Origin of the sequence: Burkholderia mycopellens (assembly GCF_964265025.1) — a bacterium.
Classification (GTDB): domain Bacteria; phylum Pseudomonadota; class Gammaproteobacteria; order Burkholderiales; family Burkholderiaceae; genus Burkholderia.
Genome location: NZ_OZ183803.1, coordinates 3,191,813 through 3,205,595, shown reverse-complemented (window position 1 = coordinate 3,205,595; position 13,783 = coordinate 3,191,813). Strand labels below are relative to the sequence as shown.

Annotated in this window: 17 protein-coding genes; 13 read left to right on the top strand and 4 right to left on the bottom strand. The window is 64.9% G+C overall.

Annotated elements, in window-relative coordinates; genetic code table 11:
• The first annotated feature begins 26 nt into the window (after window positions 1–26).
• From ACPTTC_RS32630 to ACPTTC_RS32595, 8 genes are all read left to right on the top strand, one after another.
• A complete protein-coding gene (locus ACPTTC_RS32630; RefSeq protein ID WP_423395477.1) occupies window positions 27–713 on the top strand; it encodes a pilus assembly protein in 687 nt (228 codons plus the stop codon).
• Window positions 713–1,186 (top strand): hypothetical protein, encoded by a 474-nt coding sequence (locus tag ACPTTC_RS32625; RefSeq protein ID WP_423395756.1) that lies wholly within the window; start codon window positions 713–715, stop codon window positions 1,184–1,186. The genes ACPTTC_RS32630 and ACPTTC_RS32625 overlap by 1 nt, the downstream gene beginning before the upstream one ends.
• 242 nt (window positions 1,187–1,428) lie before the next feature.
• The gene (locus tag ACPTTC_RS32620) at window positions 1,429–2,400 is read left to right on the top strand and encodes a hypothetical protein (protein WP_301756562.1); all 972 of its coding nucleotides are present in this window, start codon (window positions 1,429–1,431) and stop codon (window positions 2,398–2,400) included.
• Between the two features lie 8 nt (window positions 2,401–2,408).
• Window positions 2,409–2,714, top strand: coding sequence for a hypothetical protein (locus ACPTTC_RS32615; RefSeq protein ID WP_423395476.1), 306 nt, complete (start codon window positions 2,409–2,411; stop codon window positions 2,712–2,714).
• A gap of 89 nt (window positions 2,715–2,803) precedes the next feature.
• Complete coding sequence (locus ACPTTC_RS32610; RefSeq protein WP_423395475.1) at window positions 2,804–3,799, top strand: hypothetical protein; 996 nt, start codon at window positions 2,804–2,806, stop codon at window positions 3,797–3,799.
• Window positions 3,800–3,807: 8 nt separating this feature from the next.
• Complete coding sequence (locus ACPTTC_RS32605) at window positions 3,808–4,359, top strand: hypothetical protein (RefSeq protein WP_423395474.1); 552 nt, start codon at window positions 3,808–3,810, stop codon at window positions 4,357–4,359.
• A 195-nt stretch (window positions 4,360–4,554) separates the two neighbouring features.
• The gene (locus ACPTTC_RS32600) at window positions 4,555–5,262 is read left to right on the top strand and encodes a hypothetical protein (RefSeq protein ID WP_423395755.1); all 708 of its coding nucleotides are present in this window, start codon (window positions 4,555–4,557) and stop codon (window positions 5,260–5,262) included.
• Between the two features lie 165 nt (window positions 5,263–5,427).
• Entirely contained in the window at window positions 5,428–6,114 is a 687-nt protein-coding gene (locus ACPTTC_RS32595; RefSeq protein ID WP_423395473.1) for a hypothetical protein, read from the top strand.
• Window positions 6,115–6,153: 39 nt separating this feature from the next.
• Here ACPTTC_RS32595 and ACPTTC_RS32590 read toward each other — a convergent pair whose 3' ends face one another.
• The 4 genes from ACPTTC_RS32590 to ACPTTC_RS32575 all read right to left on the bottom strand — a co-directional run bounded on the left by ACPTTC_RS32590 (window position 6,154) and on the right by ACPTTC_RS32575 (window position 8,944).
• Window positions 6,154–7,239, bottom strand: coding sequence for an ATP-binding protein (locus ACPTTC_RS32590; RefSeq protein WP_423395472.1), 1,086 nt, complete (start codon window positions 7,237–7,239; stop codon window positions 6,154–6,156).
• A gap of 2 nt (window positions 7,240–7,241) precedes the next feature.
• Window positions 7,242–7,979, bottom strand: coding sequence for a response regulator (locus tag ACPTTC_RS32585; protein ID WP_423395471.1), 738 nt, complete (start codon window positions 7,977–7,979; stop codon window positions 7,242–7,244).
• A gap of 328 nt (window positions 7,980–8,307) precedes the next feature.
• Window positions 8,308–8,646 carry a hypothetical protein gene (locus ACPTTC_RS32580; RefSeq protein ID WP_423395470.1) on the bottom strand — a complete coding sequence of 113 codons (339 nt, stop codon included), beginning with the start codon at window positions 8,644–8,646 and terminating at the stop codon, window positions 8,308–8,310.
• Window positions 8,647–8,788: 142 nt separating this feature from the next.
• Complete coding sequence (locus tag ACPTTC_RS32575; protein WP_175965363.1) at window positions 8,789–8,944, bottom strand: DUF3309 family protein; 156 nt, start codon at window positions 8,942–8,944, stop codon at window positions 8,789–8,791.
• 209 nt (window positions 8,945–9,153) lie between these two features.
• On the opposite strand from ACPTTC_RS32575, the gene ACPTTC_RS32570 reads away from it, so the two are divergent.
• From ACPTTC_RS32570 to ACPTTC_RS32550, 5 genes are read left to right on the top strand one after another with little or no spacing between them, the layout of a single operon-like run.
• A complete protein-coding gene (locus ACPTTC_RS32570) occupies window positions 9,154–9,828 on the top strand; it encodes a histidine phosphatase family protein (RefSeq protein ID WP_423395469.1) in 675 nt (224 codons plus the stop codon).
• A gap of 19 nt (window positions 9,829–9,847) precedes the next feature.
• Window positions 9,848–10,879, top strand: a complete 1,032-nt coding sequence (locus ACPTTC_RS32565) for a phosphotransferase (protein WP_423395468.1) — start codon at window positions 9,848–9,850, stop codon at window positions 10,877–10,879.
• A gap of 43 nt (window positions 10,880–10,922) precedes the next feature.
• Window positions 10,923–11,687, top strand: a complete 765-nt coding sequence (locus ACPTTC_RS32560; protein ID WP_423395467.1) for an SDR family oxidoreductase — start codon at window positions 10,923–10,925, stop codon at window positions 11,685–11,687.
• A 7-nt stretch (window positions 11,688–11,694) separates the two neighbouring features.
• Window positions 11,695–12,453 (top strand): SDR family NAD(P)-dependent oxidoreductase, encoded by a 759-nt coding sequence (locus tag ACPTTC_RS32555; RefSeq protein ID WP_423395466.1) that lies wholly within the window; start codon window positions 11,695–11,697, stop codon window positions 12,451–12,453.
• Between the two features lie 33 nt (window positions 12,454–12,486).
• The gene (locus ACPTTC_RS32550) at window positions 12,487–13,731 is read left to right on the top strand and encodes an acyl-CoA dehydrogenase family protein (RefSeq protein WP_423395465.1); all 1,245 of its coding nucleotides are present in this window, start codon (window positions 12,487–12,489) and stop codon (window positions 13,729–13,731) included.
• Window positions 13,732–13,783: the final 52 nt, after the last annotated feature.

Here is a 13,783-nt window from a genome sequence, read left to right as displayed (position 1 = left end):
CCCAACCATTGACAGGAATTGACGACATGAAACTGAACTTGCGAACCGCGCTTCCGATCGCGTGCGCGCTGCTGTTTGCCGCCGCTCAACCGGTGCATGCCGACGGTGAGCTGATGGTGATGCCGGCCACGACCAAGGTATTCAACAACCACGACCAGACCGTCACGGTGAAGAACATGGGCGACGCGCCGCTCTACCTGTCGATCTCGGCGCAGAAAGTGATGAATCCGGGCAAAACGCCTGAAGAGAAACAGAGCCTCGGCGAGCTGCAGCATCCGGGCATGCTCGCAAGCCCGGACAAGCTGACGCTCGGCCCGAACCAGTCGCGCTCGATCACGCTCAGGTCGCTCGCGGAGCCCGAGAACGAAGAACTGTACCGGCTCTATATCGTGCCGGTCAGGTCGCTCAAGGTGGACGACGCGCCGCAGGACAAGATCACCGCGCCGATGTCGGTATCCGTCGGCTATGGCGTGCTGGTGCGGCACATGCCGCCGCCGGGCAAGCAACGCATGAGCTGGGCACACCGTTGCGAGAGCGGCGGGCTGACGCTCGAGAACACCGGCAACGTGCGCCAGGTGTTCAACGATGTGAAGTATGACGGCGCGGCGTCCGCACAAACGATCGCCGTATTCCCGGGCACGCCTCAGCACTTCGCGACGAAGCGGATGACGTTGCGTGTCGACGACAAGCCGCAGACGCTGGAGTGCCCGTGATGATGCGCGTGGCGCGCACCGCAATCGGGGTGCTGGCCGCGCTGGCCTGCACCTCCAGCATGGCCGCCGGCGTGCTGAAGCTGTCGCGCATGGAGCTGACGCTCGAGCCGGAAAAGCCGGCGCCCGAACTGTATGTCGAGAACGCCGGCGATACGCCGCTTTACCTGGACATCGAGCAGCACCTGCTGACCAATCCGGGCGATTCTCCCGAGGATCGGGTGCCGGTAGGGGAGGTGGAGCGACCCACGCTGCTGGTGGTGCCCGGGCGCTTGGCGCTGGCGCCGGGGCAGAAATATCGAATCGGGCTGAAAGAACTGGCTGTGCCTTCGAAAACGCAGGTATGGCGCGTTACGTTCCGGCCAAACGAGCGGATTGCTGTCGATGCCGGTCAGAGCGAAGGTGCGCCGGCTCCGCTGTTCGTCAATGTCGGATATGGCGTGGTGATCTACCAACGTGCGGCGTTGGCTCAGTAACCGGCGGTTGCCGAAACAATGTGCGCCGCTGCCGTCGAGATGACGCGTGGCTGTACACAATCGCACATGGAGTGTTGCGCGGATAAGGTCGTTTCCTCACATCGCCAAGCATGCAACGCAGGTCGCAGGGGCCATTTCCAGTTATGACCAGCTTGACGTATTGACTTAATCGGAATGAAGAATCGATGAAAAGCTTCGGAGTTATTCGGCGATGGCGAGGTTGCATCTTTGGTGCATGTCTGATGGTGCTTTCGTTCAACGCTGTGGCCTACAAGCTTCAGTACGCCAGCGTGATCACCAACTACAGCGGGTGCGTGTGGAAAAACAACGGAGACGGAACGAGTACGCTTCAGGTGACCGCTAATTTTAAATCCATTACGGGTAATCTAGGGGTATTGCCGAACGGTAAACCCTCGCCTGACAGTGATTTTATATCTAGAGGTATCCTGATCTATACGTATGATGCTAATGGGAACATGCTGCCAAGCAGCAACGCGGCAAATTATGTCGCTATCAACGGCAGTAAATCCACTAGCGGCTTTGTGAGTGACGATTACGTGATATATAGGCTCGGCGCGAGCGAGTGGGATCCTTCCAACTGGAAAAATAGAAATCCGTTCACGGCTGTGATCGAGGTGATGATCAACAATGCCGAAATCAGGGACTGGCCCGGCATTTCCATCCGTGCCGGCAACTACAAGATAGGCGACGACGTCGGCGAGATTACCGGCGGGGCCTATGTCACCAACACTGGCAGTGCCAACACCTGCCAGGTGATCAATCCCGAAGTCCCGCCACCGCCGACGCCCTCTCTCGTGGTAGATGTGGCGGCACCCGACTGGAATCTCGAGGAATTGCCGCGAGGCGATGGCGAGAAGACGCTCGCCGGTGCGGCGCAGCAGCTCTGCTTCGCGTACACGGGCCTCGACGGCTATCGTAATTTCGTGATCAATGCGTCGAGCGCGAACGGTATTTCGGGTAACCGTTATCTGCTCAGGAATACCAGCAAGCCGTCCCAGACGATTCCGTACGACATGACGCTGGACAGCGGTAGCGCAACGTTCCGGCTGCCGAATGCGAGCGCAAGCCCGGTGCGATTGAACGACAGCGCGCGCACCTGCTTTGTTCCGACGTTCAGGACCTCGGTCAACGCGACCGTGGATGCTGGCGACTACAGCGATGTGCTGTCGTTCACGGTCGTCACGAAATCATAGGAAGCGAAATGAGCAAAATCATCCTGAGCGGATTGCTGGCCGCACTGGTGCTCCAGCCGATGTATGCGTCGGCGGAAACCCTGGAGATCAGGGGCAAGACGCAAAGCAAGATTACAGCCAAGGTTGTCCGCCCGAACAATTTGATCATCACCGACGACAAGGGCGGCTGGTTCGGGCAGGGCCTGACGATGCAGCAGCTCGGCAGCTGGGAGACGGCGTACGAGGTGGACGCGCGGCTGCGCGTGGTATCGACGACGGGCAGATTTCAGGTCCGCATGGATCAACCGCTGATATATCGAGTGTTGCGCGGATAAGGCCGTTTCCTCACGTCGCCAAGCATACAACACAGGTCGCAGAGGTCATTTCCAGCCTGACGGTTTGACTTAATCGGAATGAAAAATCGATGAAAAAATTCGGAATGATTCGGCGGTGGCGAGGTTGTCTATTCGGCGCATGCCTGATGGGCCTTTCGTTGAACGCATCTGCTGGGTGGGACCTTATACCCGCCGACCTGGTTTATAGCTATGATGCGTGCGCGTGGATAAATAACGGGGATGGGACCAGTACTCTTCAAGTGGTATTTGACTATAAGGCTTCCGATTTGAACATCGGATTCAGCACTTTCGTATCCCGGGGCGTTCTGGTCTACACGTATGACGCGAACGGAAAGATGAAGCAAAGCACGGCGGCGGCAAAGTCTGTCAAGATGCGCGGCGTTGAACACTTTAGGGCGTCAATTGTTGGCAACTATCACGTGACGTATTGGGGGCAGTATCTCTGGGCAGCACGCTACGCACACAAGGCCCAGGTCGAGGTGATTATCGACAATGCCATCATCAAGGATTGGCCCGGCATTACGCTCCGTGCCGGCATCTTTACTGATGCCAACGATCGCGGCGAGGTTACTGGTGGCGTCTATCTCACCCCCGTGAGCGGGAGCAGTTCATGCAAGGTGATCGATCCCGAGGTCACGCCGCCGGATCCGCCGGCCATTCTCGCGGTAGATGTGGCGGCACCCGACTGGAATCTCGGGGAATTGCCGCGAGGCGATGGCGAAAAGACGCTTGCGGGTGCGGAGCAGCAGCTCTGCTTCACGTACATGGGGTTCAACGGCGGTAGTCGCAATTTCGTGATCAATGCGACGAGTGCGAACGGTGTTTCGGGTAACCGGTATCTGCTCAGGAATGCGAGCAAGCCTGAGCAGACGGTTCCGTACGACCTGACGCTGGACAGTGGCAGCGCGACGTTCCGGCTGCCGAATACGAGCGCCAGCCCGGTGCTGTTGAACAACAACGCTCGGACCTGCTTCGTGCCGACGTTCAGGACCTCGGTCGACGCAACTGTGGACGCTGGCGACTACAGCGATGTGCTGTCGTTCACGGTCGTCACGAAATCATAGGAAGCGAAATGAGCAAAATCATCCTGAGCGGATTGCTGGCGGCGCTGGCGCTCCAGCCGATGTACACGTCGGCGGAAACCCTGGAGATCAAGGGCAAGACGCAGAGCAAGATTACGGCCAAGGTCGTGCGCCCGAACAACCTGATCATCACCGACGACAAGGGCGGCTGGTTCGGGCAGGGCCTGACGATGGAGCAGCTCGGCGGCTGGGAGACGGCGTACGAGGTGGACGCGCGGCTGCGCGTGGTATCGACGACGGGCAGATTTCAGGTCCGCATGGATCAACCGCTCGATATCCGGAACCAGGCCAAGCCGACGCTCGCGTTCCGCAAGCCGGCGGTCAGCATCGGCGCCGAAGGGGCCGACCAGAAGCCGCTCGTCGTCGGGCAGGTGGTCGAGTTCGACAACCCGGCGCCGCCGTCGCCCAACGTCGATTCCGAAGGCTATTACCGTCTCGCCGTTTCCGCGTATCCGCCGGAAGGCGACTTCAGGAGCACGGTCGGCACCTATACGGGCACGCTGTCGCTCGTGTTCGAGCCGGTCGTCGTGAAACAGCAGTAGCAGTGGTCGTCTCCCCGTCGCGGAGACGTTCCGGTTCTTCACCGCCCGCCGTGTCGCGGGCGGTGTGCTTTGGATTTTCCGTTTCCGAGTGTCGTCTGCGTCAAAGCTTGCATGCGCGCATGCAAATGGCAAATCGGGCGCGACGGCAGCACCGGCATGCCTTCCCGGGGTGCCGATTCAACTGGACACCCCAACATGAGATTGCGTTCATTCCTTCTTTCGATTGCGACCACGCTCGCCGGGCTGATTCCGGGCGTCGCGGTTGCGACGATCGACGTGTTTCCGAAGGAAATCCCGGTCGATTCGGGCACAGCAAGCGTGCAGATCGTCAACAACGGCGATCGCCCCGAGTACGTGACCATTTCATTGTCGCGCTTGCTCAATCCCGGCGTGCCGCTGAAAGACGAGAAGCTCGAGCCGGTCGGCAACGAAGCGAATCCGGCGCTCTATGCCTTCCCGTTCAAGCTGACGCTCGCGCCCGGGCAGACCAAGAGCATTGCGTTGAAGCCGTTGCGGGCGGTTCAGGCCGAGACGGTGTATCGGCTGGACGTCAAACCCGAGATCAAGGTGATGCCGCGGGGGCAGCAGAAGGCGACCGGGAGCATCGTCGTCAATCTGGGATTCAGTGCGCTCGTCCGGCAGATGCCGGAGCGCCGGAAGGAGGCATTGTCCGTTGCGTGCGACGCGCACGGTGCGCGGCTGACGGCGACGGGAACCGTACGTTATGCGGTGAAGGACGCGAAGGTCGACGGGCAGGCGGTCGAACCGTTCAATGTGTACCCGGGCGTGCCGCGACCGCTGCAAGGGCGCGTCGTCGAGATTCCGGGGCAGCCGACGTGTCGCGGTGGGGCCGCTCCGGCGGATGCGAGCGCAAGCGGAGCGGACGCCCTCTGGCCGCGTTGACAGGCGAGGCCGGCATCGCCCGTCGGCGAAGGGGCGAATGAATCTTCCGGATCATTTGATAACCTGACGCATTCGTTTGCCTGTCGGGCCGCCTCTCGCGCCGGATCGGGCGGGCGACGCAACGCGATGCCCGGACCGAACGGGATCGCACAGGCAGGTGAGACCGTGAACGATATCGAAGAACTTTCGCTCCACCGGGACAGCCGCTTCTGGGAGCTGCCGCCGGTGAAATGGTGGATCCGCGGGCACGGCCGCGACGGCTATTCGTTTCGTCTGCTGCTGTGGCCGCCGGTGATCGTGTTCGTGCTCGAATTCCTCTGCATGCTGTTCGACGCGCTGTACACCAGCATCGGCATTAGCGCCATCGCGACGCTGTTCCTCGGCTTCGCCGGTTACCACGGCGCGCAGCGCGAATGGCTCGTGCCCTCCGCGACCACGCGCGCGCTCGTGAAGGCACGCATGAAGAAGGCGGCCGAGCGGTTTTCGTCGCTCGGCGTGGGCGCGACCGTGCTCGCGATCTTCGTCGCGGCGACGTCGCTGTCGCTCATGATGTCGGGTCGGCCGGTGCTGGACAGCGTCTCGAAGGAGGCGGTGTCGATCTTCATCGCGCTGGTGTTCCTGCCGGTGTACGTGTCCGGCGCGGTGCGCAAGCTGGCGATCGCGCGGATCGAGGAGCTGGAGGCGCTGCGCAACGCGACCGTCGGCACGAAGCTGATATTCGACCGGGCCGGCGCCGTGTGCGCGGTCGTCGTGCAGGGCGCGGCCGGGAAAGGGAAAGTGTCCGTGGCCGAGTACACAGTGCTCGGGTTCAATCCGCCGCTCGAACAGGTCGGGCGCGAACCGCGTGCGTGACGGTAAAAGGCGGCGTAAAGGAGGCGCTGAGGCAGCGTCTCAAGCCGGAAAGCGCGCGTGGTCCGGCGCCGCCACGAGGTTGTCGGGCCACTGCACTTCGAATCGCGTACCGCCCGCGCCGGTCGGCATGCAGACGGCTTCGCCGTGATGCGCATGGGCGATTGCCGCGACGACGGCAAGCCCGAGGCCGCTGCCGCCGGGCTGCGATTCGTCTACACGCCGGAAGGCCTTGAACACGTGCGGCGCGAAATCGGCCGGGATGCCGGGGCCGTCGTCCTCGACGCGCAGCCGGCACATGCCTTGTTCGATCCGCGTCTGGATGCGGATCGCGCCGGGCACCGCGTGGCGGCGCGCATTTTCCAGCAGCGCGAGCAGTGCCTGACGGATTCGCACCGGGTCGCAGCGCACGCGCCGCGTGTCGAGATCGAGCACCGGATGCTGGCCGGCAGCCTGCAGCGCATGGGCGAACACGTCGACCACGGCGCGCACGTCGGCGGCGAGATCGGCGTCGCGGATCTCGATGCTCAGATGGCCGCCATCCGCGAGGCTGACCACGCGCAGATCCTCGATCAGCCGCGTCAGCCCTTCGACTTGCGCGAGCAGGCTGCGGAACTGCGCTTCGTCGGGCTTGAACACGCCTTCGGCGAGCCCTTGCAGGCGCCCGCGCAGCACCGTGACGGGCGTGCGCAGCTCGTGCGCGATCGCGGCGTTCCAGATCGCCTGCTCGTTGGTCACGCGCTGCAGCTCGTCGGCGAGCGCGTTGAAGTTGTCGGCGAGCAGCGCGGCTTCGTGCAGCGAGCGGTCGCCCGCGACGGCGCGCGCGCCGAGATCGCCGCGCGCAACGCGGCGAATGCTTTCGGTGACCGAGTTCAACGGCACGAGGATGCGGCGTGCGAGATTGACGGCGACCGCGACCGACAGCACGAGGCCGACCGACGTGGTCGCGATCAGCCACAGCCATTCCGGCGCGGTCGGCAGCCAGTCCTTCGTGTTGAAATGCGCGGGCCAGTAGTTGAACGCGACGTAGTAGAAGAGGATGGCGGTGAGCACCATCAGCAGCGTCACGCCGAACACCATCCCGGCCATCGTCAGCGCGATCTGCCGGCTCAGGCCGTCGAGCTTCACGTTCAACTCCAGAGCTTGTAGCCGACGCCGCGTACGCTGGCCGGCACGCCCCGCACGCCGAGATCGTCCAGCTTCTTGCGCAGCTTGCTGACGTGGCTGTCCACCGTGCGCTCCAGCGCGTCGCCTTCCGGCAGGCAGGAGGCCATCAGCTCGGCGCGGCTGAACACGCGCCGCGGCGCACGCGCGAGCTGTGCGAGCAGCTTGAACTCGGTGAGCGTCAGCACGAGCCGGTGCCGCTCGCTGCCCACTTCGAGCGTGGCTTCGTGGTGTTCGAGGTCGATCTCGAACGGCGCGACCCGCAGCACGCGCTGTTCTTCCTGGCGGGAGCCGGCCATCGAACGGCGCAGCACCGCCTGCGCGCGCGCAACGACTTCGGCGGGATTGAACGGCTTCACCACGTAGTCGTCGGCGCCGATGCGCAGGCCGGTGAGCTTGTCGATGTCCTGGTCGAGCGCGGTGAGCATGATCACGGGCGTGTCGCCGCGATGACGGATTTCGGCGAGCACCTTCCAGCCGTCGACGTGCGGCATCTGCACGTCGAGCAGCACGAGGTCGGGCTTGAGCTGCAGGTGCAGTTCCAGTGCGCGGCGGCCGTCGGCCGCGTGCACGGTGCGCAGGCCGCCGCGCGCGAGATAGGCGGTCAGGATCTCGGCGATCTCGGGTTCGTCCTCGGCGATGAGGACGAGCGCCTGGGCGTCCTGGCCGGCGCTGGAAGGGGGCGGGAGATCAGGCAGGGCCATTCGAGTGAGTCCATCGGGGTTTCCATCGAGCCGCCATACTACCGCATGGGAAACGCCGTCGAACGGAGGTGGGGCGGCGGTGCGCGGTAGCGCGTGCCGGCGCGTTCACGAACGGCATGACGAAGATGGCCGCGCCCGACGAGGCCGGCTCGCGTCAGCGGCCGATTGCCTTCAGCAGCGCAACGGCGGCGAGCGTGCCGATGCCGTTCGATGCGAGCGGGCTGTCGCCTGTGATCAGTTTGCGGCCCTGATGGCAGCGGCCGGTCATGCCGGGGGCGGCTGCCGGCTATCTCGGCGACGCCACGACACCGGACGCGCGGTGAGCACGCTATGGATAGTCGAAATACTTCGCGACCCCCTGCCGGTCGCCATCGAAATCGATGGTGGGGCACGAGCCGATCTCGGGGCGCCCGCCCCAGGTGAGATGCAGCACCGAATAACGGTCGGGCTCGTCGACGTGGGTGCAGATCACGTCATCGCAACCCAGTGCGTGAGCGATCACTTTGAGATTCCGCCGGTAGAACGGATGCCCGGGGTGGATTTCGATTTCAAGTTCCGCCTGGATGCGTGTGTGATCCGTATCGCACGCGCGTGACGGATCGTCGAATGTGCACCACTCGTCCGAACCTGCCGCCTGGTCCAGCTTCGTTTCGTCGTTGGAGGTCATGGGTTGCTCGTCTCGCGCGTCATGCCCGTGAATCGGCTGCCGGCCATCCCGGCGTCGGGATGGGCGCTTCGGGGATGCCCGGCCGGGCCGGTCGCCATTGTTTCATACGGGACGCGGCCTGCCCGACCGGCGCGCTGCGGCCTCAGATGCGATCCAGCAGCACCAGTATCACGACGATGATGACGATCAGCCCGACGGTGCTCGAAGGCCAATAGCCCCAACTTCGGCTGTGGGGCCATGCAGGAAATGCACCGATGAGTATGAGAATCAGGATGATGATAAGGATCGTACCGAGCATCGCACCCCTCCTGGAACGGATTGGACATCGCGGTTCTCCCGCCGAGGGCGAGTGGAGCAATGTGTGTGCCGCGAGGGCGCTAGCCGGACAACGGCAGGATCCGGACAGGAGGCGAATTCACGAGATGAATACCCCCGGATTCAGAAAATAAAGTTTAAAAATGCGTCCCCGCCCCCTATGCTGAATCCTTCTGATCTGGCGGGCATGCGATGGCTGAACTTTTTCTGGTACGGCACGGGCAGGCGTCCTTCGGCACGGACGACTACGACCGGTTGTCCGCGGCGGGCGAGCAGCAGAGCGTCTGGCTCGGCGAATACTTCGCGCAGCAAGCGCTCACATTCGACCGCGTGATCTGCGGCACGCTGAACCGCCACGCGCAGACGGTCGACGCGATCCTGCGCGGGATGGGCCGCGAAGGCGCGCCGGTCGACCGCCACCCGGGCCTGAACGAGTACGACTTCCACGGGCTGTTCGCCGCCGCCGCGCACGACTACCCGGACATCGCCCGCCTTGCGGCCGGCTCGATGAAGGAGCATTTCCGCGCGCTGCGGCAGGTACTGCAGCTCTGGTCGGAAGACAAGCTCGGCGATTCGGCCCCCGAGACCTGGGCGCACTTCCAGCAGCGCGTGGCCGACGCCCGCGCGGCCATCCGCCACGGCGGCGGCCAGCGCGTGCTGGCGGTGAGCTCCGGCGGCCCGATCGCGGTCACCGTGCAGCAGGTGCTGGCCGCACCGCCCGCGAGCGCGATCGCGCTGAACCTGCAGATCCGCAACAGCAGTCTTTCGCAGTTTTTCTTCAACGCCGATGCGTTCCACCTCGCGTCGTTCAACGGCATCCCGCATCTGGAGGATCCCGAACGACACGCGCTGCGAACCTACGGCTGACCCACGAACGATCGCGACGATGACGAACTCTACCCAGCAACTCGACGTAGCCCGCCTCACGCGCTATCTGGAAGCGCACGTGCCGGGCTTCGAAGGCCCGGTCGACACGGAGAAGTTTGCCGGCGGCCAGTCGAATCCGACTTTCCTGCTGCACGCAAAGAGCGGCCGCTACGTGCTGCGCCGCCAGCCGCCGGGCGAACTGCTGAAGTCCGCGCATGCGGTCGACCGCGAATTCCGCGTGCTGCGCGCGCTGTCGGGCACCGCGGTGCCGGTCGCGCGTCCGTATCACCTCTGCGAGGACCGCGACGTGATCGGCAGTATGTTCTATGTGATGAGCTACGAGGACGGCCGGATCTTCTGGGATCCCGCGCTGCCGGAACTGCCGAAGGCCGATCGCGCGGTGTGCTACGACGCGTTGCTGCAGACGATGGCCGCGTTGCACGACGTCGATGTCGATGCGGTGGGCCTCGCCGACTACGGCCGCCCCGGCAACTACTTCGAGCGCCAGATCGGCGTGTGGACGAAGCAGTATCGCGCGGCCGAAACCGAGCGCCTCGACGCGATGGAAACGCTGATCGACTGGCTGCCGAAGGCGTGCCCCGCCGACACGGGCCGGCCGACGCTCGTGCATGGCGATTTCCGGATCGACAACCTGATGTTCGCGCGCGACAGCTATCGCGTGCAGGCCGTGCTCGACTGGGAACTGTCGACGCTCGGCAACCCGCTCGCCGATCTCGCGTATCTCTGCATGTGCCTGCGGCTGCCGTCCGGCGGGCAGGTGCGCGGGCTCGCGGGCCAGGATCGCGCCGCACTCGGCGTGCCGGACGAAGCGGCGATCGTCGCGCGCTATTGCGAACTGCGCGGCATCGAGCCGATCCGCGACTGGCACTTCTATCTGGCCTTCAGTTTCTTCCGGCTCGCGTCGATCACGCAGGGCGTGAAGGCGCGCGCGCTGCAGGGCAACGCATCGAGCGAGCAGGCGCTGCGCGTCGGCGCGATGGCCGGGCGGCTCGCCGAACTCGCCGTCGGCGTGATCGACGCGCATCGCTGAAGCCGCCGGGCACGACACCACATCAATGGAGGAGCACAGCAACATGGCAACGAACCTGTTCGACCTGACGGGCAAGATCGCACTGGTGACGGGCGCGAGCCGCGGCATCGGCGAGGAAATCGCGAAACTGCTCGCGGAGCAGGGCGCGCACGTGATCGTGTCGAGCCGCAAGCTCGACGACTGCCAGGCCGTGGCCGACGCGATCGTCGCGGCAGGCGGCCGCGCCGAGGCGCTGGCCTGCCACGTCGGGCGGCTCGAGGACATCGCCGCGACGTTCGAGCATATCCGCGGCAAGCACGGCCGCCTCGACATCCTCGTGAACAACGCGGCCGCGAACCCGTATTTCGGGCACATCCTCGATACCGACCTCGCCGCGTACGAGAAGACGGTCGACGTGAACATCCGCGGCTACTTCTTCATGTCGGTCGAGGCCGGCAAGCTGATGAAGGCGCACGGCGGCGGCGCGATCGTCAACACGGCGTCGGTGAATGCGCTGCAGCCGGGCGACCGGCAGGGCATCTACTCGATCACGAAGGCCGCGGTCGTCAACATGACGAAGGCATTCGCGAAGGAATGCGGGCCGTTCGGCATCCGCGTGAACGCGTTGCTGCCGGGTCTCACGAAGACGAAGTTCGCGGGCGCGCTGTTCGCCGACAAGGACATCTACGAGACCTGGATGGGGAAGATCCCGCTGCGCCGCCATGCGGAGCCGCGCGAAATGGCCGGCACCGTGCTGTATCTCGTGTCGGACGCGGCGAGCTACACGAACGGCGAATGCATCGTCGTCGACGGCGGCCTGACGATCTGAGCGCGCGATGAAGATCGACAGCTACGCCGGACAGGCCGTGATGATTACCGGCGCCGCGAGCGGCTTCGGCGCGCTGCTCGCGAGCGAGCTGGCCGCGATGGGAGCGCGCGTCGCGCTCGGCGACCTGAACGGCGAAGCGCTCGAACGCGTGGCCGCGCCGCTGCGCGCGGCCGGCGCCGACGTGATCGTGCAGCGCTGCGACGTGCGCGTCGAGGCGGAGGTTGCCTCGCTGGTGCACGCGGCGGCCGAGCGTTTCGGCCGGCTCGACGTCGGCATCAACAACGCGGGCATCGCACCGCCGATGAAGGCGCTGATCGACACCGACGAAGCCGATCTCGACCTGAGTTTCGCGGTGAACGCGAAGGGCGTGTTCTTCGGGATGAAGCACCAGATCCGCCAGATGCTCGCGCAGCGCGAAGGCGTGATCCTGAACGTCGCGTCGATGGCGGGGCTCGGCGGCGCGCCGAAGCTGGCGGCCTACGCGGCGTCGAAGCATGCGGTGGTCGGGCTCACGAAGACGGCGGCGATCGAATACGCGCGTCACGGTATTCGCGTGAATGCGGTGTGCCCGTTCTACAGCACGACGCCGATGGTCACCGACAGCGATATCGGCGACCGGCAGGACTTCCTCGCGCAGGGCTCGCCGATGAAGCGGCTCGGTCGGCCCGAGGAGATCGTCGCGACGATGCTGACGCTGTGCGCGAAGGAAAACACTTATCTGACCGGGCAGGCCGTCGCCGTGGACGGCGGTGTCTCGGCCTTCTGACGGAACCGAACGAACGGAATCGAGGAGTCGATCATGGACTTTGGCTACACCCCGAAAGTGGAAGAACTGCGCAGCCGCGTGCGCGCATTCATGGACGCGCACATCGTGCCGCGCATCCGCCAGTGGAACGAGGAAGTGCATGCGGGCCAGTATCCCGTGTCGTTCATGGAGGAACTGAAGGAGCGCGCGAAGGCGGAAGGGCTGTGGAACCTGTTCCTGCCGCACCTGAAGGACGACGAGCCTGGCACGGGCCTGACGAATCTCGAATACGCACCGCTCGCCGAGATCATGGGGCGGGTGAGTTGGGCGTCGGAAGTGTTCAACTGCAACGCGCCGGACACCGGCAACATGGAACTGCTGCACATGTTCGCGTCGCCGGCGCAGCGCGAACAGTGGCTGAAGCCGCTGCTGCGCGGCGAGATCCGCTCGGCGTTCGCGATGACGGAGCCCGATGTGGCGTCGTCGGATGCGACGAACATCACGACGCGCATCGAGCGTGTGGGCGACGAGTACGTGATCAACGGCCGCAAGTGGTTCATCACGAACGCCGCGCATCCGAACTGCAAGATCTTCATCGTGATGGGCAAGACCGATCCCGAGGCCGAGTCGCACCAGCAGCAGAGCATGATCCTCGTGCCGCGCGACACGCCGGGCGTGACGATCGTGCGCAACATCGCGGTGGTCAATCACGTCGCGCCGGAAGGGCACTGCGAAATCACGTTCGACAACGTGCGCGTGCCGGCGAGCAACCTGCTCGGCGAGGAAGGCAGCGGCTTCGCGCTCGCGCAGGCACGCCTCGGGCCGGGCCGCATCCACCACTGCATGCGTTCGATCGGCGCGGCCGAGCTCGCGCTGGAGCTGATGGTCGACCGCGCGCAGTCGCGCATCGCGTTCGGCAAGCCGCTGAACCGGCACGGCACGGTCGGCGAATGGATCGCGCGTTCGCGCATCGAGATCGAGCAGGCGCGCCTGCTGGTGCTGAAGGCCGCGTGGATGATCGACAAGGTCGGCGCGAAGGCCGCCCGCAAGGAAATCGCGATGATCAAGGCGCTGGTGCCGACCGTGTACACGAACGTGTGCGACCGCGCGATGCAGGTGTTCGGTGCGGCGGGGTTGAGCCCCGATACGCCGCTCGCCGACCTCTGGACCTGGGGCCGCGCGCTGCGCTTCGCCGACGGCCCGGACGAGGTGCACCTGCAGGCGATCGCGCGGATGGAAATCAAGGACGGCGAGCCGGGTTCGACGGCCCCGTACCTGACGCCGCCGCCGCGCGCCTGAGCGTCGCGCCGCGATGCGCAGGGCCGTGGACGAACGGGAGGCGCACGCCGTA